The sequence below is a fragment of the Flavivirga spongiicola genome, assembly GCF_030540825.1.
GTDB classification, from domain to species: Bacteria; Bacteroidota; Bacteroidia; order Flavobacteriales; family Flavobacteriaceae; genus Flavivirga; species Flavivirga spongiicola.
On record NZ_JAUOEO010000001.1, the window covers coordinates 2,004,214 to 2,027,808 of the forward strand.

At 31.7% G+C, this 23,595-nt stretch carries 23 protein-coding genes; 1 reads left to right on the top strand and 22 read right to left on the bottom strand.

Going from position 1 to position 23,595, the window contains the following annotated elements:
* Positions 1-19: 19 nt before the first annotated feature.
* The 18 genes from Q4Q47_RS08010 to Q4Q47_RS08095 all read right to left on the bottom strand — a co-directional run bounded on the left by Q4Q47_RS08010 (position 20) and on the right by Q4Q47_RS08095 (position 17,743).
* Positions 20-730 (bottom strand): PIG-L deacetylase family protein, encoded by a 711-nt coding sequence (locus Q4Q47_RS08010; RefSeq protein ID WP_303306133.1) that lies wholly within the window; start codon positions 728-730, stop codon positions 20-22.
* On the bottom strand, positions 708-1,391 hold the full coding sequence (locus tag Q4Q47_RS08015) for a methionyl-tRNA formyltransferase (RefSeq protein WP_303306134.1): 684 nt from the start codon (positions 1,389-1,391) through the stop codon (positions 708-710). Before Q4Q47_RS08015 ends, Q4Q47_RS08010 begins: the two co-directional genes overlap by 23 nt.
* Positions 1,381-2,019 carry a hypothetical protein gene (locus Q4Q47_RS08020; RefSeq protein WP_303306135.1) on the bottom strand — a complete coding sequence of 213 codons (639 nt, stop codon included), beginning with the start codon at positions 2,017-2,019 and terminating at the stop codon, positions 1,381-1,383. Before Q4Q47_RS08020 ends, Q4Q47_RS08015 begins: the two co-directional genes overlap by 11 nt.
* Positions 2,019-3,041, bottom strand: coding sequence for a UDP-2,4-diacetamido-2,4,6-trideoxy-beta-L-altropyranose hydrolase (gene pseG / locus Q4Q47_RS08025; RefSeq protein ID WP_303306136.1), 1,023 nt, complete (start codon positions 3,039-3,041; stop codon positions 2,019-2,021). The genes Q4Q47_RS08020 and pseG overlap by 1 nt, the downstream gene beginning before the upstream one ends.
* Positions 3,038-3,742, bottom strand: a complete 705-nt coding sequence (locus tag Q4Q47_RS08030) for an acylneuraminate cytidylyltransferase family protein (protein ID WP_303306137.1) — start codon at positions 3,740-3,742, stop codon at positions 3,038-3,040. Before Q4Q47_RS08030 ends, pseG begins: the two co-directional genes overlap by 4 nt.
* Positions 3,727-4,488: an SDR family oxidoreductase gene (locus tag Q4Q47_RS08035; protein WP_303306138.1), complete on the bottom strand. Its 762-nt coding sequence runs from the start codon at positions 4,486-4,488 to the stop codon at positions 3,727-3,729. Before Q4Q47_RS08035 ends, Q4Q47_RS08030 begins: the two co-directional genes overlap by 16 nt.
* Positions 4,488-5,354, bottom strand: a complete 867-nt coding sequence (locus tag Q4Q47_RS08040) for a Gfo/Idh/MocA family oxidoreductase (protein ID WP_303306139.1) — start codon at positions 5,352-5,354, stop codon at positions 4,488-4,490. Before Q4Q47_RS08040 ends, Q4Q47_RS08035 begins: the two co-directional genes overlap by 1 nt.
* A gap of 6 nt (positions 5,355-5,360) precedes the next feature.
* Positions 5,361-6,236: an aldo/keto reductase gene (locus Q4Q47_RS08045; protein ID WP_303306140.1), complete on the bottom strand. Its 876-nt coding sequence runs from the start codon at positions 6,234-6,236 to the stop codon at positions 5,361-5,363.
* 4 nt (positions 6,237-6,240) lie between these two features.
* Entirely contained in the window at positions 6,241-7,392 is a 1,152-nt protein-coding gene (gene pseC, locus Q4Q47_RS08050) for a UDP-4-amino-4,6-dideoxy-N-acetyl-beta-L-altrosamine transaminase (protein ID WP_303306141.1), read from the bottom strand.
* On the bottom strand, positions 7,392-8,411 hold the full coding sequence (gene pseB / locus Q4Q47_RS08055; RefSeq protein ID WP_303306142.1) for a UDP-N-acetylglucosamine 4,6-dehydratase (inverting): 1,020 nt from the start codon (positions 8,409-8,411) through the stop codon (positions 7,392-7,394). The genes pseC and pseB overlap by 1 nt, the downstream gene beginning before the upstream one ends.
* 3 nt (positions 8,412-8,414) lie before the next feature.
* Positions 8,415-9,209, bottom strand: a complete 795-nt coding sequence (gene rfbD / locus Q4Q47_RS08060) for a dTDP-4-dehydrorhamnose reductase (protein ID WP_303306143.1) — start codon at positions 9,207-9,209, stop codon at positions 8,415-8,417.
* On the bottom strand, positions 9,199-9,750 hold the full coding sequence (rfbC, locus tag Q4Q47_RS08065; protein ID WP_303306144.1) for a dTDP-4-dehydrorhamnose 3,5-epimerase: 552 nt from the start codon (positions 9,748-9,750) through the stop codon (positions 9,199-9,201). Before rfbC ends, rfbD begins: the two co-directional genes overlap by 11 nt.
* Before the next feature lie 2 nt (positions 9,751-9,752).
* Positions 9,753-10,610 (bottom strand): glucose-1-phosphate thymidylyltransferase RfbA, encoded by an 858-nt coding sequence (gene rfbA, locus Q4Q47_RS08070; protein ID WP_303306145.1) that lies wholly within the window; start codon positions 10,608-10,610, stop codon positions 9,753-9,755.
* Between the two features lie 45 nt (positions 10,611-10,655).
* Complete coding sequence (rfbB, locus tag Q4Q47_RS08075) at positions 10,656-11,663, bottom strand: dTDP-glucose 4,6-dehydratase (RefSeq protein ID WP_303306146.1); 1,008 nt, start codon at positions 11,661-11,663, stop codon at positions 10,656-10,658.
* A 3-nt stretch (positions 11,664-11,666) separates the two neighbouring features.
* Entirely contained in the window at positions 11,667-12,740 is a 1,074-nt protein-coding gene (locus Q4Q47_RS08080) for a hypothetical protein (RefSeq protein WP_303306147.1), read from the bottom strand.
* A gap of 12 nt (positions 12,741-12,752) precedes the next feature.
* Entirely contained in the window at positions 12,753-14,444 is a 1,692-nt protein-coding gene (locus Q4Q47_RS08085; RefSeq protein ID WP_303306148.1) for a DUF6909 family protein, read from the bottom strand.
* An 823-nt stretch (positions 14,445-15,267) separates the two neighbouring features.
* Positions 15,268-16,761 carry a GH3 auxin-responsive promoter family protein gene (locus Q4Q47_RS08090; protein WP_303306149.1) on the bottom strand — a complete coding sequence of 498 codons (1,494 nt, stop codon included), beginning with the start codon at positions 16,759-16,761 and terminating at the stop codon, positions 15,268-15,270.
* A 115-nt stretch (positions 16,762-16,876) separates the two neighbouring features.
* Positions 16,877-17,743 (bottom strand): M23 family metallopeptidase, encoded by an 867-nt coding sequence (locus Q4Q47_RS08095; RefSeq protein WP_303306150.1) that lies wholly within the window; start codon positions 17,741-17,743, stop codon positions 16,877-16,879.
* Between the two features lie 302 nt (positions 17,744-18,045).
* Here Q4Q47_RS08095 and tatA point away from each other — a divergent pair, with 302 nt between their 5' ends.
* Entirely contained in the window at positions 18,046-18,231 is a 186-nt protein-coding gene (gene tatA / locus Q4Q47_RS08100) for a twin-arginine translocase TatA/TatE family subunit (protein ID WP_303306151.1), read from the top strand.
* A 69-nt stretch (positions 18,232-18,300) separates the two neighbouring features.
* On the opposite strand, the gene Q4Q47_RS08105 is transcribed toward tatA, so the two are convergent.
* The 4 genes from Q4Q47_RS08105 to Q4Q47_RS08120 form a co-directional block, all read right to left on the bottom strand.
* Positions 18,301-19,272, bottom strand: a complete 972-nt coding sequence (locus tag Q4Q47_RS08105; protein ID WP_303306152.1) for a DUF4837 family protein — start codon at positions 19,270-19,272, stop codon at positions 18,301-18,303.
* A 22-nt stretch (positions 19,273-19,294) separates the two neighbouring features.
* Positions 19,295-20,848, bottom strand: coding sequence for a lytic transglycosylase domain-containing protein (locus Q4Q47_RS08110; RefSeq protein WP_303306153.1), 1,554 nt, complete (start codon positions 20,846-20,848; stop codon positions 19,295-19,297).
* A gap of 125 nt (positions 20,849-20,973) precedes the next feature.
* Complete coding sequence (locus Q4Q47_RS08115; RefSeq protein ID WP_303306154.1) at positions 20,974-22,161, bottom strand: phosphoglycerate kinase; 1,188 nt, start codon at positions 22,159-22,161, stop codon at positions 20,974-20,976.
* Between the two features lie 205 nt (positions 22,162-22,366).
* On the bottom strand, positions 22,367-23,422 hold the full coding sequence (locus Q4Q47_RS08120; RefSeq protein WP_303306155.1) for a DUF2652 domain-containing protein: 1,056 nt from the start codon (positions 23,420-23,422) through the stop codon (positions 22,367-22,369).
* Between the last annotated feature and the right edge of the window lie 173 nt (positions 23,423-23,595).

The following is a 23,595-nucleotide window of genomic DNA, read 5'->3' on the forward strand; positions in this document are numbered from 1 at the left end:
ATGTTATTTTCTTTTAAAATTAGTTGATACTTCTAATAATACAGAAGGCTTCTGCATAATTCTTTCCAACTGAAACACCTCTTTGTTGAGCTAGAATTGTAAGGGCTTTGGGGGACCTAGGATGTGGAAATTCTCGTTTTTCAAATTTATAAGATTCCATCCCTCTAATTTTAGCCTCGATATCTTTTTCACTAACCGAAATGTAAAAATTAGGTGTAAAATGCCTTGGATCTGAGGAGGCTCTCCATTCTGTCCCAGAAGGTGTTTCAAAAGTTATAATAGTTTTTACTTTTTCATGATCCATAGGTCTTGTTGCTGTTATTACAGCCTCAAAAGTCTTTTGATGATCTATATTAACATCTCCTCCATGGTGTGTAAAAATGACCTCTGGTTGAAATTCTCTTTTTTCTTTCTCTACAATTTTTATAATATCCAATAATGCTACAGAGTCAAATCTGTTATCTGGAAAATCGTAAATTCCAACAGACTCATACCCTATTTGAGAAACCGCCTCCTCAATATTTTGTTTATGTTGCTTTAACTCTTCCTTCCACTTATTGGTATCATGTTGATCTGCTCTACTAGTTATACCTTCCCCTAAAATAACTGCTCTTATTTTACAATTGTATTTTTTTATGAGTTTGTGCATACTGGCTCCTAATCCTAAAAGTTCGTCATCAGGATGTGCAACTACAACAAGTATTTTTTTATTTTTTAGTGATTCTAACATCTGCTATTATTGATTTATCTGCTTTTAATGACGCTCTAGTAAATTCTAATTTAAAATTCTCGGTTTCTAAATACGCATGAGGATAACCATCGGCGTCTAACATTCTAATATGTCTAAATATGTCTTCTAATTCATTTAAATCTTCCATAGAACTCATTTTAGGTGTTCTTCTTTTAAAACTAGTGATTTCTCCTTCTTGTTCAGTTAACTGGGGGTTTTCATCTTTAATCTTAATTATCATGTTAAATATAACATTATTAGCCCTTATCAATATCTCTTCTGCAGTTCCATACAAGCTTAAATCACTCTTTAAATAGATTGGTCCTGCATCTAATTCTTTTACAACTTTAATTGCAGAGATTTTTGTGTGTTCTAACCCATTTGCGATAAGGTTTTGCAGTGGGCTTCCTCCTCTCCCATATGGCAAATCTGTCATATGAAAAACTACACAATCAAAATTTAAAAAAACAGATTCTGGAATAATATAAGACCAATGCGGAATAAAGACTTTATCTGGCTTAATTCTCTCAAGCGTTTCTTTATTAAAATCTTCCTTTTTAGAGATATAATGCCAATTAGATTCTGGAGCATACACTTTAAGTTTCTCTACTAAATCTACATTCCAAACTTTGCTAGATAAGACAATGTAGTTAGATATCATCTTTGTAAATTTTTATAATGTATTTCTGTCCATTTTTTTCAAAAAAAGCTGGATAACGCTCGTTATCAACTATTCTTAGGAGATTAAATTGTTCATCAATTGATTTATGTATATCTAATCTACTATCTTTGGGGCCTCTTTTAGCATAAAAAGTAGATTCTCCTTCTTGTACTCTTCCGGTAATTTTGTTTTTGTTCCTTATAAATTCTAATATTAAATCAATTGTTTTTAATCCTTGTTCGTGTTTTATTTCTGCCAATAATTCATGTCCGCTTAATTCAATAAAATCTTGAAGGTAAATTTCTCCAGCGTCTACCGCTTTGACCGCTTCAAATAAAGTAATCGGGATTTTTTTCTTACCTTCTAAAACCTGCCATGTAAGAGGAGACCAACCTTTACCTCTTGGCAAATCGCTTTCATGAATTACCAAGTTAATTAAATTATAATCTAGTTTTTTAAAAATGTTTTCGCAAGCTAGAAGAAATAATAAATCTCCCCTTTCAACATCTTTATGCTTATGTAAAAGTGTTGCTTTAATTCCAAATTCATCATGAATCTTTAAAATTAATTGTTTTGAATATGGTAGAATCCAAGAATCTGGATTATCTACTAATACTTGTATTTTCATTAATTTATTCTATTAATAATGTCTAAAAATCGTTCTTTTTGGTTTCCATCAAAAAGTGTTTTCTGATTCCGAAGCATTTCATTTTGTTCTGTCATATCCAATTCAATTGCCTCATTTATCACACGTTCAAAACGTATAACATCGTAATGAGTAAAATCTCCTGCTGGGAATATAACCTTTTTCTCTCTTAAACCATTATATATTAACTCTTGATTATCAATAAAATAACCACAGATTACAAGCATTTTAACAGAACAAACTTCATAACTAATTGTACTTGATGGAACAATTGCTAGTTGACACTTCTCCATAACATCTAATACTTCTGCTTCGGGTAAGTTTTTATGGATAACTACATTACTATTCTCCTCTTCAATTTTGTAAATGTTTTTATGTTTGTTGGCAGCACCTATTAAAACATGGATTTTCTTTACATAATTTAAGTTCGTTAAAGCCCTAACAGCTTTGCTTGTTAAATCATAAAAATCTGCACCCCCAAAGCTTACAAATACTTCTTTTACATTACTGGGCTGTTTGCTTTTTTTAGCAATCTCTATAAATTTTGGTCTCAACATTGCGTAGTGAGAACCTAAAGCAAATTCTGTTTCTGGTTTTGCTTTAAAATGTTCTGGCTTTACAACTAAAGAATGGTTAATAACGACATCTGCAAACATTTCGGTTGCTGTTAAATCATCTATATAAATAAGTTTATATCCAACTTTCTTAATACTTTTTTGATAATTCGAATCGTAAGCATACCCATCTGCTATAACTATGCTATTTGTCGTTTCATATTTTTCCAACAACCAATCAGGTTCTTCAGTTATACTTATTTTTGAAGGAATAACCTCTACAGAATATGATTTAGGAATGATAATTAATTCTGAATCTGCTCTCGTTATCAGAACATATTCGTAATTTTCCTTTAACATTTCAATTAAAGCAAAAATTCGATATAAGTGTCCTAAACCCGTTTTCGAATTTCCATCAGCTCTGAAAATAATTTTTTTTTTATATTTCATTTTTTTTTTAAAAAGTCAAATACAACTTCCGCAAATTCAAAGTCTTCATAATCGTCAATATCAACTGCTTTTTTCCAATCGATAGGTTCCATTACAAAATCCGGTCCATAAAAAGTCTTCGCTTTATCTAGCTCTTGATTTTTAGCAATCCAAATAGCACCAGTTGGACAATATAGGTCATTCAAGTCTTGAGACCTAGATAATATTGCTTTGTTAAAAACAGGTGATGCTTTTCCTAAAGAATCAATTTTATGTGCCCACCATGGATTCATCCATCCATATTTAAAGCAACTGATTTGAAAAGTACGATTATTATCAACAAACTTATAAATAGATTTCTTGATATCAAATTCATCTCTAATTGGGCAGTTTGCCATTAACATTACTATAATATCGTAATGATCATCTAATCTGTTTTTTTCATTCACTATAACATCACTAACAGTAGAAAAATCGTCTGAATTTTTATCCCTTAAAAAAGGAACGTCTGCCCCATATTTTTTGCCTACCTCTGCTATGTGTTCATCATCTGTGCTTACTAAAACTTTATCAAAACATTTCGATTTAATTGCAGCTTCTATTGTCCAAGCAATCATTGGTTTCCCTTTAAAAGGAATTATGTTTTTTTTTGGTATTCTCTTGCTCCCTCCTCTTGCTGGTATTATTGCTAAAATTTTTTTCTCTTTTACCATATTGTCCATCCTCCATCTACTATTAAATTATGCCCTGTCATTCCACTAGCTCCATCACTAAGTAAAAAACCAACAGGTTTTATTACCTCTTTAGTATTTAGCATTCTTTTTAATGGAGTAAACTTAGAATATCTTTCTTTAAATTTTTCATCTGCTCTTCCCTCAACTCCTCCATAGGAAATTGCATTAACTCGTATACCTCTATCTGCAAGGCGAACGGCTAGCTCTTTAGTTAGGTGTATTTGTGCTGCTTTAGTTATTCCGTATTGAATAGGAGATTGACGCTTAAAGTCTTTATATAAGCTTGGTGTAGGACCTACAATCCCATAAATAGAAGAAATAACAATTATATTTTTTAATTTATTACCTATTGACGAATTAAGTATCGAATTATTCAATTCATAAGGGCCGACAATTCCCATTCTGAATTCACTTAATAAATTTTCAACGGATGATTGTCCATTTTCTTCAATCTTTAATGTATCTAGGCTTCTGGCATTATGAATTATTGAATCTGGACATATATTTAAACGAACCAACCCTTCTACAAAACTATTTATTGATGAATTTTTGAAGTAATCTAACTCTAAAACTTCAAGGTTACCTTCGTACTCTTGAAGCTGATTTGCTGAAATAAACTCTTCTTTATTTGTTCCCCTTGAAGAAATAACAACATTATATCCTTCTTTTAGGAGATATAATGTCAATTCTTTCCCTATTAAGCCTGTTCCTCCTGTTATTATTATTGTCTTCATTACAATCCTTTATCTATAATTTCAATAATTTCTAGAGTTTCTTCTTTTGGTATATTTTTCTCTCTTTTTTCAATAATACCTATGAAGAACCTTAGTGATTCTCTAAAAGCATAAAATGTATCTTGAAATATTAATGATTTAGAATAATTTTTATTCATCAAATCTATCTTAATTGGTGCTTTCATTGAACCCGCAATAATAAACACAGCTTTCAATTTTTCCCATTCTACGACCCTTACTTTTAAACCTAAATCCATATCTACTTTATTAACGCTTAAAAGTTGACCTCTATTAGGAAACATTGACACAACCGGTTCTAAAACGTGTATTCCATACTTCTCCCAACTTTTCATCACTGTTGCTGATACAAAATTTGTGCCCTCCGTAACTTTAATAGAGAACTCTTTAGCAAACCTTATAGATGAACAAGTAAAAATTAAAGACTCCTTACTTCCTATTGAATATATTTTTATTGCTTCATCTAAAGTGTATGCCAAGGGTTTATCTATAAAAAGTGGTATATTATTTTCTATAAAAACTTTTGCTAATTCATAATGTGTTTCTGCATCATCCCTTGCCAATAATATAGCATCAACTTCACCCAACATATCTTGTGGTTCATCAACAATATTTTCTATTAATGCAAAATTTGCAACTGATTCAGATTTTTCTTTATCTTGAGTCCAGATATGAGTGACTTTGCCTAAGTGTGACAAAAAATTATTTGGGAAGTTCTCCTTATCCAAATATTCTGGTATAACAGTAAAAGGACAATCTATCTCTGGATTATACCCATTAAAAATGGCACTCCATGAGTATGGATGTCCATTCCCTTCGCTTAACCCTATAACTCCAAGTTTTAACATGTTTTCTTACCAATTAGATGGGTTCAACAACTTTTTTTCTTTTACTTCAATCTTATCTATTTCAGTAAACACCTTTTGATCTATTAATTTATTTACTGAATCTAAATTCATTTTTAATTGATTCACATCATCAACCCCAATTAAAACTTTATCAATATTCTCATTATTACAAGCATAATTTAAAGCCAAATCATTAATTGAAATATGATTATTTTTACTTAAATTCTCTATATTTTCTACGTATGGTTTTAAATCTATCAAATTCCCTTGTAAATTTTCTTTCCCTTTAAAAAAAAGTCCTTGCAAAAAGACAGACCTTGTATGTATTTCAATTCCTTTAACTTTTGCTCTTCTAATTACTTCGCCTCTTAACTTATTATTGTCAAACAAATTAAAAGGAAGTTGTATCAAATCAATATTATCAAAATTCAAAACCTTTTCTAACTCATCATTAGTATATATTGATACTCCTATTTTCCTAATAATCTTTCTGTTTTTTAATGAAATTAAATCTTTTTGATATTTTTCAAAAAAAAAATTAAAATCCTTGAAAGAATGAAACATATAACAATATAGGTTTTCTACTCCAAGTATTTTTGTGTTTTCTAAAACTCTGGTTTCAATATCATCAGATAACTCTTTTACAGAAGAACTAAACTTAGTTATAATATTAAACTTATTTAATGATTTCCTATGATACGTTCCTATTCTTTCCTGAGAATTTCCATATGCTTCAGCTGTATCTAGATATTGTATTCCTTTTTCATACGCTATATCCAAGATTTCTTTTATAATACTTTCTGATGGTTTCCCTTTATTGTTATTTATTCCATAGTCTAAACCAAACTGAACAGTTCCCAAAATTAATTTACTAGATCCCAAAATTTTATTTGTCTTTAACTACAAAACCTAATACTTTACCAATAACAAACTCTTGTTCTTCATCTGTTAAGCTTGGATACATTGGCAAGCTTATACATTTAGAATAATAATTTTCTGCATTCTCTAAACTGGCTTTATTATAACCAATTTCTCTATAATAAGGTAATGTATGTACAGGAATGTAATGTATTTGAGCAAAAATCTGATGCATCCTCAAATAATCATATAATCCTTTTCTATTTTCAACTTCAATCACAAATAAATGATGAGCATTGTAGGTGTTTTCTGGAAGCATTTGAAACTTGATTTTTCTGACAAATGCTTTTTTATAGGTATCAGAAATTTGATTGCGCCTAACAACTCCTTCCTTGTTTTTAGCTAATTGAGTGATTCCTAGTGCAGATTGAATATCTGTTAAACGATAGTTAAACCCAAGTTCTTGCATCTCATAATACCACCCTCCATGATTTTCAGTCATATTTTCTTTTGTGATGCCATGTGTTCTTAAAGAACATAGTTTTTTATACAATAACTCAGAATTCGTCGTAATCATACCTCCTTCACCACAAGCAATATGTTTTACAGGATGAAATGAAAACACCCCAATATCTGCATAGTTACCATTCCCACACATTTGCTTTAATCCTTTTGGGTCTACAAAATAACCTCCAGGTGCATGACATGCATCTTCAATTATCCACAAATTGTGCTCGTCTGCCAATGATTTAAATTCTTCTAGATTCACAGGAAGTCCTGCAAAATCAACCGGAATAATGCCTTTAAAAAAACCTTTAGGCTTTGATTCAATTAGTTTTTTAACAGAGTTAATGTCCAATAAATAGGTTTTTGGGTCAATATCAGCAAACCAAACTTCGCCTCCCGCATACTTCACACAATTTGCTGAAGCAGCGAAGGTAATTGGTGTTGTGATAACACGTTCTCCTTCTTTTAAGCCTAAAGCTAAGACTGCTAAATGTAACCCTGAAGTTGCGTTGTTTACAGCTACTGCATATTTGGCCCCAACATATTCTGCAAACTTATCTTCAAATTCTTTGACTTTTGGGCCTTGAGTTAAAAAATCTGCTGCTAGCGTTTTTACAACCGCATCAATATCATCTTGTTCGATATTTTGCCTTCCGTATGGTATGGGTTTCATTATACTGTAAAATTAGAATCAACATGTTCTACTATCAATGTTCTTAAACTTTCTACAGTTTCCCATTCATCATTCTCGCCTGAGTTATAACTAAATCCTTGAGATACTTTTTTGGCTTTAAACGTTGATATAAAATCCTCTATTTTCCATTTATGTGTTGCTGGTATAATGGTATAATATTTACCTAAATCATAAGTATAAAAAGAATCTGATGCCGTAATCATTTCCTCATGTACTTTTTCACCAGGTCTAATACCTACCAGTGGTTTTTCACATCTCGGCCCAATTGCTTCTGCAACATCCATAATTCGATAAGATGGTATTTTAGGAATATATATTTCTCCACCCCAAGCGTTTTTAAGCGCATGCATTACCATATCTACACCACCTTGAAGAGAAATATTAAAACGAGTCATTTCTGGGTCAGTAATAGGAAGTTTTCCTTCCGTATTTTTTTTATTTATAAAAAAAGGAATAACAGACCCATTAGAACCCATAACATTTCCATAGCGAACTACTGAAAATCTAATAGGGTTTTCTCCTTTTATATTGTTTGCTGCTACAAATAGTTTATCTGAAGTAAGCTTGGTTGCTCCATACAAGTTAATTGGTGCACATGCCTTATCTGTTGATAAAGCAACAACTCTTTCTACATTAGTTTCAAAACAAGCATCTACAACATTCTGAGCACCGCCAATATTTGTCTTTATACATTCTTCTGGATTGTATTCAGCTAAATGAACATGTTTCATAGCCGCAGCATGTATAACATAGTCAACTCCTTTGAAAGCTCTTGTTAATCTATCTTTATCTCTAACGTCACCAATAAAAAATCGAATCTGAGGAAATTTTTCAATTGGATATTCTTGAGCCATTTGGAATTGTTTTTGCTCATCCCGAGAAAAAATTATAAGTCGCCTTATTTCTGGATTATTAGAAAAAATATGGTTAGTAAGTGCTTTTCCAAGTGAACCTGTACCACCTGTAATCAAAATTGATTTTCCTTTTAAATCAAACATTATTTATTCTCTTTTTTTAAATATTACGGAGTTTTTTGGCCGCTTCGCAAAAGTACGATAATTCCCTGTTCGCACAAGATTTATTTCAGTCAGTAATTGATGTTCTACTAAAATTTGTTCTGCGAAACCGTACCACGTCATAGCACCTTCATCACAAAAGTGGTGAATCCCAAAATTACATTTCTTTTTTTTTAATAATTCTAAAATATATTGTGATAGATTAACAGTATCTGTTGGGCATCCAATTTGTTCATTAGTGATATGCAGCTCTTGTTCCGTTTTAGTCCTTTCTAAAATGGTTTTATAAAAATTATTGCCGTATTTTTTACTGTACAACCAAGATGTTCTAATAATAAAATACTTATCTAATGTATCCTGAATATATTGCTCACCTAAAAGCTTAGATTTACCATACTCATTAATTGGGTTAGGTTCATCTTCTACTGTATAAGGCCCTGCTTTCTCACCATCAAACACATAATCAGTTGAAATATGAATTAAAACAGTATTGCATTCTTTACAGGCTTCGGCTAAATTTTTAGCTCCTTCAGCATTTACCTTAAAAGCAATTTCTGGTGTTTTTTCTGCCTGTTCAACATTTGTATATGCCGCACAATTTATACAATAATCGAAGTTGTTATTATTAAAAAACAACCTCAATTCTTTTTCTTCAGTAATGTCCAATTCTGCTTTAGATACAAAAACAAAATCAAGACCGTTCTGGTTATTAGAATATAACTCTTCAATGGTTTTTCCTAATTGCCCTTTGGCACCTGTTACTAAAACTTTAGTTCTCATTTACAAAGTCTTTAAATGAAGGCAATTGTTTGTCTTTTTCCGATATGATGAGCTTATCTATTGGAAAACCCCATTCTATATTTAAATCTTTATCATTAAATATAATCCCAGATTCAAATGCTTTGTTATAAAAATTATCACATTTATAAGAAAAGATCGTGTCATCTTCTAAAACTAAAAAGCCATGAGCAAAGCCCTTAGGGATATAAACTTGCTTATGCTCGATAGCATCCAAAATTACAGAAAAACTCTTACCAAAAGTCGGAGATTTTTTTCTAATATCTATACAAATATCAAGTACTTTTCCTTTTATAACTTGTATTAACTTGGCTTGAGCATATTCTTCGGTTTGAAAATGCATACCCCTTAAAACGCCTTTTGAAGATTTTGATTGATTATCTTGTACAAAATTAGCAGTAACTCCCGTCTCTGCTTCAAAGGTCTTTATATTAAAACTTTCAAAAAAAAAGCCTCTTTCATCTTCAAACACTTGTGGTGTTAAAACAAAACATCCTTTTAAATATGTTTCTTCCACGACCATACTTATACTAAACGTTGTAAATATTCGCCATAGCCACTTTTAAGTAATGGTTGAGCAAGTTTATTAAGTTGAGATTTGTTAATATATCCCATTTTATATGCTATTTCTTCAATACAACCTATTTTTAATCCTTGCCTCTCTTCAATTACTTGAACAAATTGGGAGGCTTGCATAAGCGAATTAAAAGTTCCTGTATCTAACCACGCAGTGCCTTTATCAAGAATTTCTACATTAAGTATTCCTTTTTCCAAATATGCTTTATTAATATCTGTTATTTCTAATTCCCCTCTTTTACTTGGTTTAATATCTTTCGCAAAACCAATCACCCTATTATCATAAAAGTAAATACCCGGAACCGCAAAATTGGATTTTGGGTTTTGAGGTTTCTCTTCAATAGAAATTGCTTTGTTATTTTTGTCAAATTCTACAACCCCATATCGTTGTGGGTCCAAAACATGATATGCGAAAATAACTCCTCCATTAGGAACTGTATTAGCTTTTAAAATTTGCTCTAGTCCAGACCCATAAAAAATATTATCTCCTAAGATTAACGCTACACTATCTTTTCCGATAAAATCTTCTCCAATTAAAAATGCCTCTGCTAACCCATTAGGGGTCTCTTGAACAGCATAATGAAACCTACACCCATAATCACTACCGTCTCCTAATAAATCTTCAAACTTAGGCGTGTCTTTTGATGTTGAAATAATTAAAATCTCGTTTATTCCAGCCGACATTAGTGTTGTTAAAGGGTAGTAAATCATAGGTTTGTCATAAACAGGCATAAGCTGTTTACTCACCACTTTAGTGAGTGGATGCAAACGCGTCCCAGATCCTCCTGCCAATATGATTCCTTTCATTGAAAATTCTATTTTCATTTCCACGTAGGTGGAAATCCTTCTAAATTAAACGTTATACTTCTTAACATACCAATCAATAGTTTTCCTTATTCCCGTTTCAAAGTTTTCTTTGGCTTCCCAACCTAATTTTTTTTCGATTTTAGCAGCATCAATAGCATATCTAAAATCATGCCCCGGTCTATCTTTAACAAATGTAATTTGGTCTTTATATGATTTATTTTTAGGAAGTTCTTCATCTAAAAGGTCACAAATGACATTTGCGATATATAGATTATCTCGCTCGTTTCTACCACCTATGTTATAGGTCTCTCCTGAAATCCCTTTACTAAAAGCCAAGTCTATTCCTTTACAATGATCTTCGACATATAGCCAATCACGAATATTATCCCCCTTACCATAAATAGGAATGCTTTCTCCTTTTAATGCTTTTCTAATAATGGTAGGAATCAGTTTTTCGTCGTGTTGCTTCGGTCCATAATTATTTGAGCAATTTGTTGTCACGACATTCATCCCATAAGTATGAAAATAGCTTCTTATAATAAAATCTGAAGATGCTTTTGATGCACTATAGGGACTATTGGGAGCATAAGGGGTTTGCTCAGTAAATAACCCTGTTTCTCCTAAGGAACCATAAACCTCATCCGTAGAAATATGATGAAATCTAGATGCTTCGTATCCACTTTTTATTTCGTTTGGAGCTACCATCCAATGATTTTTGGCAACATCAATTAGATTAAATGTTCCTAAGACATTAGTATTTATAAATTCATTTGGGGTTTTTATAGAATTATCTACATGTGATTCTGCAGCAAAATGAATAACACTATTGAAGTTATATTGCTTAAATAAGCTCTCTATCAGATTTCTATCACAAATATCTCCTTTTACAAACTTATATTTATTGTTGTTTTCAACTTCATTTAAATTAGAGAGTTCCCCTGCATATGTGAGCTTATCTATATTTATTATTTTAATAAGGGGGTGGTGTTTAAGAAAATAAACAATAAAGTTAGATCCTATAAACCCTGCGCCTCCAGTTATTAAAATCGTCATTTATTATATTCTATTTTTATAACGTTCTAAAAACTTAACAAAGTTTAACCCTAATAAAACTATAAATGTGAGTATAGTTAATATAAGCGCATAATATATTTTAGGACTGACCCATATACCAAAAAATTCTTCCTTATCATCTATCGTACCACTATCTTGTTTACTAGATGTAATCTCTATAATATGTTCTTTGTTTGCTATTTTTCTTTCAATTTCAACTAAATCTTGTCTTAATTCCAAATCTTTGGCATAAAGCTCAAACTCTTTAGTTGAACTTTCATTTCCTTTATTATCTATTGTGATTTTTGCTTGGAAATCATTATTGCTTTCTGCTGATTTTACTATCGCTTTTTGATAAACAGCCAATAAAGTATCCGATTTAATTAATGATTTGGAAATTGCAGCGGCTTGTTCTTTTAATTCACTTAAGTCTTTCGTTTGCTCTCGCTTAAAATAGGTGTTCGAATCAATATTACTAATAATTTTATTAAAAACTGTTTTGAAGTTTTTTCGCTCTTTGGCCTTGATGGTTATCTGTTGATATTGATGACTATAGTCCTTTAAGTTTTTTAAAAAATCTTTATACACTACTGTTTTTGCTAATGAGGTATCAAGTGTTTGAAGATAATCATCAAACTCTTTAAGTTTTTGATTCTCGCTAATAACAGATTCTATTTCAAAATCTGAAATAGAGGCAGCTTCATCTGATTTAATCCCTAAAGCTTCTTTTAAAGTACCAATGTCTTCTTGTTTGACTAAATCATTGTAATAACTAATCGCATTATATAAATTTTCTCCTGTATCATAGTTTTGCTTTACTGTAATATAAGATTTATAAACAGGCTCTGATGTTTTTTCTAATACGACCCCTAAAACAACACCTACAACACCAGCGATGACTAGTTTTAAAATATGTTTCTTTACAAAAAACACCAACCAAACAAATGCTAAAAAAAACTTGGTAAAGATACTCTCTATAAAACGAAATAGTTTGTCAAAAGCATTACCTATTAGCTTAAAAAGCTGTCCTAAATCTACCTCTTCAGATTGCTGCGGTTGTGGCAAATCTTTACTCATAATTATTATGTATTAATTAAGTATTTGTTTTAATATCGTTCTTGTTATTAAATATGTAGGTCTTACCCCAGAAGTTCCTAGGCCTCCTGAAGCAAGTGTTGCCCCTGTTTCTAAAGGATTATCACTGGCATAATAAGCATACCTTACTTTTACATCAGGGCAAATGCTGCCCCTAACTTTAGAAGCTGCTTGAATCGCTTTTTGATAATGTGCGCCTTCCATTTCCAGTCCTATCACTTGCCAGGTTGAATTATAAAAGAATTTCAAAATATCCTTATTTTGTAATGAGGTTCCTAAAACAGTAATCATAGATCCTTCATAAATATCGACTCCTTGTCCTTCTAACTCTTCTTTCTTAAGCTCGTTCGTAAAGGGATAATTATCGGCAGTACCTTCAAAAATATGTGCCGAAGGTATCATAATATCACCTTTAGCACCTTCTAAAATTCCTGCTTTACCCATAATCGATACCGATTCTACATTCAAGTGCGTGTTTTTGCCTTTATTTTTATATGGTTTCAACAGCTCATCAATAGTCTCGTATGCTTGCTCTCCAAAAGCATAGTCCATGACCAATATAACAGGTTTGTCTTCTTTTAATACCGTTTCACTGACTTCAATATCTATTTTAGAAACGTCAATTTTACTAGTATCAAAAATTTGAACATCAATATTAGCTCCGGATGTATCCTTAATATAAATCATCCCTCGATGTAACGCCTCTTTATTTATTTTATTTCGAAGCCCTTCGTTTTCTTTTTTACTTAAAGACTCATACACTTCAAAAACATCCTTTTTAGCCGTTGTTGGTTTTAATACGTTTGATACAAAAAGTGTATTCATAACGCTATGCATATTGGCACTTATTATATGTATAGGCCTTTCTAATAAATTATTTTTAAACAAAGTCTCTTTTATCGTATCAGCCCAAATTTCTCCATGTATATGATGCCCTATACGTTCTCTTAAAACAGGACTAAATGTTACGGTTCTTTTATTATTATGTATGTGTTCTTCTATCGCTAATTTACCTAACCAATATACAATGTGAAGTAATCTTTCTGGTTGTGAAGACGTAGCAAATTCATCATAAACAACTCTTAGCTCATTAAACGTTCTGCCCAAAATATTAGCTACATGAGTTATGGCTACTTCACGCTCATCCTTTGTTAGTTTCTTTTTTGATAAAGCAGCCTTTTCAAGTTTTATCCAATCTCTTGTAGTTGCACCTTGGTCATTAATTAAAACGCGATTACTTATTTTATGAGATTCAATAAAAAGAAATGTGAGGTGCGTTAAAATATCATAGATTTCTGATCGTCCTCGAGTAATCTCAATATTCATTTGTTCAGCATCTATTCTATAGCAATTACGACGTCTTTTTTCCGGTATTATAGGCTTAAAATGGGAATCCCCGTAGCCTTCATCACTCGTTAAATTAATAAATGTGCATTCTTCAATACCTACTGGAAGTCTATCTATCACATAAAGCAACCCTTCCAATTCGGCTTTTTCTTCTCCCACAGAACCATATATTTCCGGGCGTAAAAGCAATAATGACTGCCGTAGGGTTTCCCCAGAAATACCCATGGGTTTATAAAAACCTCTATTGAATAAATGACGCATAGTAATATACATCCTCTCAATGGCATTCGAGCTTTCTTGAGCTCTCGTTCTAGAATGATGTTTTTTGCTATTAGTCATTGTCTTATTATTCCCGCCAAAGATAGTACTATTTGGTTTAATCGAAAAGAATTTATTGAGACTTAGCTTCGAGGTTTTCATTGAAATTCTCATTCCTCTGAAACCTAAAGATTAACTTCGTTGAATTTATTTTTTAAATAAAAAAACAATGAATAAAATGGAATCTAAATACAACGTTTCGATTTTTGATCAAAAAAATTAAAGATTTAAACTCCCATCTACAAATAGCTACGGCTTACCTGTATCTTTTTGTAAAGATATTCATTTTTATCCTCTTAGTTATGGAATTATTTTTTTGTCTATATCTTTTTTGCATCGCCCAAAAAAGAAACAAAAAACTCTAGGCTTACAAAAATTCTGTTGAAAATACTACGGAGGACCCAGCCACAGATAAAAAGAACTCGCCTTATATCCTTTGTTTATTTTCTTACTTTTTTTGTTTACCATAAATATGGACTATTAATAATCTGACACCTAGCTCAAACAGCTTTTTATCTCTAAGCCTTTACACTGACTCCTTGATTTTCAACATAATTCTTGATAGGCCACTGTGCCAGCCCAATGGTCATTCTTTTTTAGGGAGATCAAGTCTCTCTGCCAGTTTTTGAGAAAAGACCATTGGGCAACCCCTGACCTTTCGGAAGAATAAAGAACAAAAGCTTTGAAGCGTAGGAGCATTGACGGTAGTTATTGTAGTGGGGTGACGCGAAGTTTTGGGCTTGGCTCTTCTCTAGCGATATCATGAGAAGAAATTCCTCTCGAAAAGGCGTCTTTTCTTTTGTTACTTTTCTTTGAACGAGCAAAGAAAAGTAAATAAAATTATTTATTCTTCGCAAGAAAACCTCTCAACTATTTTTCTGTCATTTGATAATCTTGGTAACTTATTCTGTCCTCCCAACTTTCCAATAGACTTCATATAATCCTGAAAACCGCCTTTTCTAACCTTTGTTATTTTTAGTGATTGCAACACTTTCCCGTCTATTAAATCGAAATAATATGAATTTTGTCTTTGAAGTGATTCATCAATTTTTCTAGCTAAACCTAAAACATCTTCAGGTTCATTTTCAAATTCTATAAACCATTCATGGTATGGCAACCCTTTTTTTGGATTTATTTGAGGTGCCACCGTAAACTCCGACACACTTATACTTGAATTTAAAAGCGCTTCTTGCATCGCTTGTTCCACTTCTTTACCAATTACGTGTTCACCAAAAGCCGAAATAAAATGTTTAATGCGCCCGGAAACAATAACTCTATACGGGACTGTTGAAGTAAACTGTACCGTATCTCCAATATTATAGGCCCAAAGACCTGCATTAGTGGAAATAATCATCACATAATTTATACCAATTTCAACATCTTCAATGGTAATTCTTCTTGGGTTTTCATCAAAGAATTCTTCTGCTTTAACAAATTCATAAAAAATTCCAGAATTCAATTGCAGTAACATCCCTTTTTCCTTTTGGGTATCTTGAAATGCAAAAAAGCCTTCACTGGCTGGATATAATTCTATGCTATCGACACACCTTCCTATTAAGTTTTCAAATTTAGCCCTATAGGGTTCATAATTAACACCTCCAAAAATAAAAAGATTAAAATTTTTAAAAATATCACCTACTTTTTTACCTGTTTTTTGTTGAAGCTTTTCAAAATACATTTGCACCCAAGAAGGAATACCTGAAATTATAGTCATATCCTCAGGCAATGTTTCCTCAACGATAGCATCTACTTTTGTTTCCCAATCTTCAATACAATTAGTTTCCCAGGAGGGAAGTCTGTTTTTTTGAAGATATTTAGGAACGTAATGTGCTACAATGCCAGAAAGCCTACCTAACTGAATCCCATTTTGTTTATTTAAAATTGGGCTTCCTTGAAGAAAAATCATCTTTCCATCTACAAACTTACTGTTTCCAGTTTCATGTATATACATTAAAATAGCATTCCGGGCTGCCTCAACGTGAGCAGGCATGCTTTCTTTAGTGATAGGAATGTATTTAGATCCTGAAGTAGTTCCAGATGTTTTAGCAAAATAAATAGGCTTTCCTTGCCAAAGAATATTCTCTTCTCCCGCTACTGCTTTTTCTACATACGACTTAAGTGCTTCATAATCTCTAATTGGAACTCTTTTTACAAAATCTTCATAAGTATTTATACTTATAAAATCGTGATCTTTACCAAACTCAGTGCTAGTTGCTTTTGATATTAAATTCTGAAACACTTTTTCTTGGGTTTCAACAGGGCTATAGGCCCATTTTTGAATGCTTTTATAAACACGCTTTGCAAATGGTTTTGCTAATGCAGATTTTAATGATAACATGATCTTGTTTGTATTTTAGACAGGAGACAGAAGACAAGAGATAAAACACGCTTTAGCAGATATGTAAAGTCGTTTTTGCGGACTGAATATTGCAACTGAATGCTGAAGACTTTTTTCATTTAAAATCTATAAAATTTGTCGGATTAATAGGGTAACCGTCGTTCCAAAGCTCGAAATGTAAATGAGGACCAGTAGATAGCTCTCCTGTATTTCCTGCTGTCGCAATAACTTCTCCTGCTTTAACCAAATCGCCTTGTATTTTTGTTAGAGCCGCATTGTGCTTATAAACAGAAATTAACCCATAGCTATGTTCTATAATAATAACATATCCTGTACTAACTGTCCATTCTGCAAAAATCACAATACCATCTGCAGTCGCTTTTATAGGGGTGTCTTTCGCTAATACAATATCGACGGCGTAATGTTTTTCTTTTAAATTATATGGTTCACTTATCGTACCATTTGCTGGTGGAAATAACACAAAATTAGTTGAAGATGTAGCAGATTCAAACAAGTTATATTTGTCTTCTTTATCTACTTTCTCTCTTAAAATTGAATCTTCTAACGTAGGAGCAAAATCGACTTCACTTGCTTCTGTCCTAACGGCTTCTATAATAGAATCTTTATTAAAATCACTTGCGCTTACATCTCCTTTTAATACTTTTTTTATAGAAGTATAATATAGTTCATTCATAGCAATAATCCGTTGCAATGAATCTGTTTTGTAATTTAATTCTGTGGCTTGCTTTTTTAAAGCCGTTGACGAATACCCAGGAATATATTCCCTAAGCGGCGTAAAGGCTATTAATATATATGTTAAAGCTATTAAAAAGATAGCTACCAATGAGCCTAAAACAAAAACATTTAGTCGTGTTAACTTAAAAGATATGCGCTCTTCAAACGTATTCTCATTAAGTATGACCATGCGATACTTATCTAATAATTTTCGTTTTATCTTTTTAGGTTTCTTATTTTCTTCCATTGAAGTGATTTGAACTACTCAGTCAAGCTGAGCACATGTTTTTTTGATTGAAGCGAAAAATAGTGATTTTATTATCAAATGAAGGCTTTTTTGAACTGCATAGCATCGCTACGGAGTAATAAAAAGACAAAATGCCGGGGTGAAAGAACATTTTGCAGCCAATTATAAAAAGTTTAAACCATTTCATTAAAAACAAAATTAAATAAAATTATTACAAGACCTATTTTGTCTTATGCTAAAGTTACTCTTAAAACGATATTATTAAACATTAATTATTAACTTTGCACTATAAAATTATTATTATGAGTTTATATATGTTACCGTTAGCGATTGGACCATGGCAAATAGCATTAATAGTACTTGCTGTTTTGTTATTGTTTGGTGGGAAAAAAATTCCAGAATTAATGCGTGGATTAGGTAGTGGCATTAAAGAGTTTAAAGATGCCAGTAAAGAAGAAGAAGAAACAAAAGAAGATAAAAAAGAGTAATCATTTTCAAATAAAAAAGACCTGTATACAGGTCTTTTTTATTTGAAAAGTTAAAATCATCTGTTTTATTTAATCAATTTTGACAGATTTAATAATGGCCTCTAACTCCAGCATATAGTTACGTTTCTCCACAGATGGTGCAAAGGCAAAACCTTCAACAACCACCCATCTTTTATTAATTTTATCTTCAATGGCATAATTAATAAATGGTCCTCCCATAAAAGCATTTTTTATATCCCAAATACCTTTTGTTTCTAAAGTGGGTTTGTTATCTAAAACTATTTCACCATGAAAAGGGGTGTAGGCATTTTCGGTAACCATATAAGAACCTTCCACGGGACCTTCAATATGAACTTTTCCAATAGAATCTCGAATTTTAATTATTTGGTTTACGACACTATCATTTCTTTTAATAGCATCAAGGGGCAGTTCATAAATCATTAAATTGGTAGTACCTGTTGTGATGTCTTTACGAATCCAAAAAAAATTGTCAGTTTCTTTTGCAATTCGATATACAGATTGAAACTTTATACTTAGGTCCAGTTTTTCTTGAATAGATTTAAATTTATGAGGAGATTTAGCCATTTGACGCTGTCTTTCGGCAATCTCTTCATTCTTAAAAGTTTCAATTAGCCTCACCTTATTTTGGGTAATCAAATCAATAACGTCTTGTTTTGTTTTACCAGAAATTGTTATAACTTTCTGGGGTTTAGCATACACATCTTTTAAAACCTCAATGCCTGCCTCCTTGTTCATTTCTATCTTTAAAACGGTTCTGTTTTTAGTTACAAAGCCAGAAAAAACAGCTGGAGGTATTTGGCTAATTGTAAATGTAGGTTCGTCCTGTGGTAAACCATAAATCGGTTTAGCAAGTACCATCCTTATCGTTTCTCCAATACTACCGTTCCATAATTCATTTTTAACAACAACAGAAACATTGTTTATACTACCAGAAGAGTCCAAAAGAAATTTCTCATTTGAAGACTTTTTATCTCCACAAGAAAAAAAGAATAATAATGCTAAAAAAAGAATATGCCTCATAATAGTTTTCAGTTTATGGAATTTAACCTTTCGATATTTTAAGTTTCATTCCCGGTTTTAATTTATTACCACTAATACCATTCCAATCTTTAATATTTTGAACAGAAACCCCTGGAAATTTTTGTGAAATACTCCATAAAGAATCTCCATTTTCAACAACATAGGTAATTACATCTCCTGTAATAGGCTTAATTTTTGCCGGTTTTTTTACTGAAGTTGGTGGAGCAACATATGGTTTCCTCGGGTAAATAGTTAAGCGTTGTCCTATTCTTAAATTATTACTTCTTAAACCATTCCATTTTTTAATATCACTAACCCTAACTCCATATCTTCTGGAAATTTTTCCTAAAAAATCTCCAGATCTTACTTTATACCGTACTCTATCGGTTGCATTAAAAAATTGAGGTAGTGGTTTTTCACGCCGATCAAATTCAGACTTAGCAAACGCATAAATTTCCTCTTCATTATTAACAAAATCTCCTATAACATCTATAGGCAATCTTAAAACATAATTTTCGTCTTTAATAATTGGAATAATATCTAATTTATATGATGGGTTTAAAAACTGAAGTTCTTCAATAGGTGTACCGGTAACTTCTGAAACCTGATCCAGGGTAATCATATGTTTTACTCTAATTGTATCTGTTTCGAAATAAGCCACTTTTGGTTTATATTGTTTAAAACCATGTTCTTTTGCATATTCAAAAATATACATATTAGCCAAAAATGCTGGCAAGTATCCAGCTGTTTCACGCGGTAAGTTATGTCTTATATTCCAATAATTTTGGTAACCACCCGAACGTCTAATGGCCTTTGTAACATTTCCTGGCCCTGAATTATATGCTGCTAAAGCTAAATCCCAGTCTCCAAAAATCTCATAAAGTTTCGATAAATATTTTGCTGCTGCTTCTGTAGATTTAATAGGATCGCTACGTTCATCGACATAACTACTGACATCCAATCCATACATTTTGCCAGTGCTAAACATAAACTGCCACAACCCTGTAGCACCTACTCTAGATTTAGCTCTGGGTTTTAGCGCAGATTCTACAATAGCCAAATATTTTATTTCTAAAGGAATATCATGATTATCAAGCTCACGTTCGAACATAGGAAAATAAAAACCACTTAACGTAATTAGCTTTTGAATAGATTTTCTTCTATGTTTTAAATATGATTTAATAACGCTTTCTAATGCAGGGTTATATTCCACATTAAAAGGTGTTCTGGCATCTAATTCTTTTAAGCGTGCTTTTAGCGTATCGGTAGGAAGTTCAGGATAATCAACAGCTTCAAAAGTCAACTCCGTAACAGATTTATATATGGTATCGAATAGAATATTACTATACATCTCTTCAAACCATTTTTCATCAAATTTTGCAGCAAGCTCATTATCTTCAAGGTTTTTTATTGAAGTACTATCTACTTGCGCTTTAATAGATTTAACTATATGAGATTTTCCATCAATTAAAGAATCTTTAACCGCTTCTTTTTGTGAAGAAGCAGTATGTTTAACCTGTGAAAAACAAGTTCCAATATTTAGGAATAATATAATTGTAAGAAAACGAAAAGCCATAAAATCTATTCAGTTGATTATTGAACGATACTATGGCTAAAATCGTATTTTTTAAGCTAATTTGAAAGCTTAATAGTATTTTATACCAAATAAACTTTAAAATAACGCTAATAATCCATTTGGGATTATTCTAAAATGGCGGCTATTCCAGGTAATGTTTTACCTTCTAGACTCTCAAGCATGGCTCCGCCTCCTGTACTTACGTAACTTACTTTATTTTCGAATCCAAATTGTTTCACTGCTGCAACGGAATCACCGCCTCCAACTAATGAAAATGCACCATTTTTAGTAGCTTCAGCAATAGAATTTCCTAATTCTATAGTCCCACCGGCAAAACTTTCCATTTCGAAAACACCTAACGGACCATTCCAAAGTATGGTTTTAGACTGCATCACGATATCGTGAAATTGAGCTCTTGATTTTGGCCCGGCATCAACACCTTCCCAACCATCTGGAATATCGTTTATATCTAAGATTTGTGTATTGGCATCATTACTAAAATCATCCGCTGCAATAACATCTACAGGGATATGTACTTGGACATTTTTCTCTTTTGCTTGTTTTAAGATATCTAAAGCCAATGGCATTTTATCATCTTCGCAAATAGAATTACCGATTTTCCCGCCTTGCGCCTTAACGAAGGTAAACGACATACCGCCACCAATAATTAAGTGATCTACTTTATCTAAAATGTTCTCTATTATTGTGATTTTAGATGACACTTTAGCTCCGCCAAGTATTGCCAAAACCGGTTTTTCTCCTGTTTTCATAACTTTTTCAATACTTTCTATTTCTTGCGCTAATAGGCTTCCAAAACATTTATTTTCTGGAAAAAATTCCGCAACAATAGTTGTAGAAGCGTGCGCTCTATGTGCCGTCCCAAAAGCATCATTTACATAAACATCTCCTAATTTAGACAGTTGCTCTGCAAAACCTTTATCACCAGCAGTTTCTTCTTTATAATAACGTAGGTTTTCTAATAGTAAAACCTGTCCTGGTTCTAAACTTGCTGCCGCTGCTTCAACCTCTGCACCTACACAATCTTTTATAAACTTTACTTCAACCCCTAAAATATCCTCAACTTTTTCTGCAATATGGCCTAATGAAAACGCGTCTTGAAATCCTTTTGGTCTCCCTAAATGCGACATTAAAATACAGCTTCCACCGTCTTCTAAAATTTTAATAATAGTTGGTTTTGCAGACACAATTCTTGTGGCATCTGTTACTTCAAAATTTTCATTTAAAGGCACATTAAAGTCTACACGAATTAATGCTTTTTTATTTTCAAAATTAAAATCGTTAAGCGTTCTCATTGGTTCGTTTTTATTATTTTTATTATCAAATGTAATATTTATGTCAAGGCTATATAAATACTAAACATAAGTATTTCATTCCTATTTATTTTGTGTTTTTTAACTATTTGACACACAAATGTAACTAATTAAAAACAGCTATAAAACCTGTTTTTTCACGAAAACGATATAGCTTGTGAAGATTATTAATAAATCGATTATTTATTTACTTTTTTGTTGAAAATCCAGAGTTTATAAGCTGAACAAGTTTTTTAATGTTTTCTGAAATAATTTTCTTTATGTTCTTTTTTATGAGCCATTTCATAAGAATTCCGAAAGGTTTAAAGTCTGCAAAAACTTCAATACGAAGCTTTGTATAACCTTCTTTTGTTTCTTCCAAAATAAAATAGTTATTCATACGTTTAGTAAACGGTACATTGGTTGTAGATTCCCCATATACTAATTGATTTTTGTTTACCGTTTTCTTAACCGTAGTTTGTTCTACTTCCTCATTTTTATTTACTAAACATTTATGTTTTTGTCCCGCACGATTCACTTTATTTTTATCGTACTCTAATTTATTAACCCCCTTTGTCCAAAGTAGTCTATAATCAAAATTGCTAATTACTTCATAAAGTTCTAAAGCTGGGATTTTCACTAATTGAGTTTCATCGAATAATTTATGCTTGGGAACATCATTTGGAATGGGTTCAATTTCTGGAAGCTTCTCTTTTAAATGAGATAACGGATTATATGTAAAAGTGATATTTCCAAAATCATATTCTGCAATTAGTTTATTCCCTTCATCCACAACTCGAACACTTTCAGTGAAAATAGCATATTCTTTTAGGGGCACGTCATTCTTAAGCAGACGATGAATTTGTATGACATGACTTCCATACGGTTTTTTAGAGTCTTTAACTTCTATAAATTCAATTTCACCATAATGGACAACAAACTTAATTTTTAAATTATAAGCAGAAGAACAGGCTCCACAATGACAAATCCGTTGATATTCATAGCGTTTAATATGCGTATGAAACGCTAAATACATGGCTTCAATTTGCTTCTCAAGAGCAAAAACATCAACCTTATCATCAAGCTTATACATAAATAAGGCATCCCCTTCAATTTCAGCTAACTCCAAGCCTATAGTATTTGTATCAATCAACAGTTCTAATAGCTCGGAAACTATATGTCTGCTATGGCTAATATCTGTATGATGCACAAATTCTGTAAACCCTGAGATGTCAGGAATAAAAAGAATAGCGTTTTGAGTCATTTTAATTAATCTGAGTTTATTGAAGTGATTTAAACTTTTTTGAATATATAAAAATAAGTCGATTTATTTTGTGTTTATTACAACATTATGTTAAAAACCAAAAAGTATTCTTGCAATAAAAATTCATTTGTAGAAATAGCAAAAATATTCACTTTACTTATCGTTTCTACGCT

Excerpts from the sequence above, each read along its gene's own strand:
- Q4Q47_RS08010 (WP_303306133.1), bottom strand. The coding sequence starts at position 730 with ATGTTAGAATCACTAAAAAATAAAAAAATACTTGTTGTAGTTGCACAT.
- Q4Q47_RS08015 (WP_303306134.1), bottom strand. The coding sequence starts at position 1,391 with ATGATATCTAACTACATTGTCTTATCTAGCAAAGTTTGGAATGTAGAT.
- Q4Q47_RS08020 (WP_303306135.1), bottom strand. The coding sequence starts at position 2,019 with ATGAAAATACAAGTATTAGTAGATAATCCAGATTCTTGGATTCTACCA.
- pseG (WP_303306136.1), bottom strand. The coding sequence starts at position 3,041 with ATGAAATATAAAAAAAAAATTATTTTCAGAGCTGATGGAAATTCGAAA.
- Q4Q47_RS08030 (WP_303306137.1), bottom strand. The coding sequence starts at position 3,742 with ATGGACAATATGGTAAAAGAGAAAAAAATTTTAGCAATAATACCAGCA.
- Q4Q47_RS08035 (WP_303306138.1), bottom strand. The coding sequence starts at position 4,488 with ATGAAGACAATAATAATAACAGGAGGAACAGGCTTAATAGGGAAAGAA.
- Q4Q47_RS08040 (WP_303306139.1), bottom strand. The coding sequence starts at position 5,354 with ATGTTAAAACTTGGAGTTATAGGGTTAAGCGAAGGGAATGGACATCCA.
- pseC (WP_303306141.1), bottom strand. The coding sequence starts at position 7,392 with ATGAAACCCATACCATACGGAAGGCAAAATATCGAACAAGATGATATT.
- pseB (WP_303306142.1), bottom strand. The coding sequence starts at position 8,411 with ATGTTTGATTTAAAAGGAAAATCAATTTTGATTACAGGTGGTACAGGT.
- rfbD (WP_303306143.1), bottom strand. The coding sequence starts at position 9,209 with ATGAGAACTAAAGTTTTAGTAACAGGTGCCAAAGGGCAATTAGGAAAA.
- rfbC (WP_303306144.1), bottom strand. The coding sequence starts at position 9,750 with ATGGTCGTGGAAGAAACATATTTAAAAGGATGTTTTGTTTTAACACCA.
- rfbA (WP_303306145.1), bottom strand. The coding sequence starts at position 10,610 with ATGAAAGGAATCATATTGGCAGGAGGATCTGGGACGCGTTTGCATCCA.
- rfbB (WP_303306146.1), bottom strand. The coding sequence starts at position 11,663 with ATGACGATTTTAATAACTGGAGGCGCAGGGTTTATAGGATCTAACTTT.
- Q4Q47_RS08080 (WP_303306147.1), bottom strand. The coding sequence starts at position 12,740 with ATGAGTAAAGATTTGCCACAACCGCAGCAATCTGAAGAGGTAGATTTA.
- Q4Q47_RS08085 (WP_303306148.1), bottom strand. The coding sequence starts at position 14,444 with ATGACTAATAGCAAAAAACATCATTCTAGAACGAGAGCTCAAGAAAGC.
- Q4Q47_RS08090 (WP_303306149.1), bottom strand. The coding sequence starts at position 16,761 with ATGTTATCATTAAAATCTGCATTAGCAAAACCATTTGCAAAGCGTGTT.
- Q4Q47_RS08095 (WP_303306150.1), bottom strand. The coding sequence starts at position 17,743 with ATGGAAGAAAATAAGAAACCTAAAAAGATAAAACGAAAATTATTAGAT.
- tatA (WP_303306151.1), top strand. The coding sequence starts at position 18,046 with ATGAGTTTATATATGTTACCGTTAGCGATTGGACCATGGCAAATAGCA.
- Q4Q47_RS08105 (WP_303306152.1), bottom strand. The coding sequence starts at position 19,272 with ATGAGGCATATTCTTTTTTTAGCATTATTATTCTTTTTTTCTTGTGGA.
- Q4Q47_RS08110 (WP_303306153.1), bottom strand. The coding sequence starts at position 20,848 with ATGGCTTTTCGTTTTCTTACAATTATATTATTCCTAAATATTGGAACT.
- Q4Q47_RS08115 (WP_303306154.1), bottom strand. The coding sequence starts at position 22,161 with ATGAGAACGCTTAACGATTTTAATTTTGAAAATAAAAAAGCATTAATT.
- Q4Q47_RS08120 (WP_303306155.1), bottom strand. The coding sequence starts at position 23,422 with ATGACTCAAAACGCTATTCTTTTTATTCCTGACATCTCAGGGTTTACA.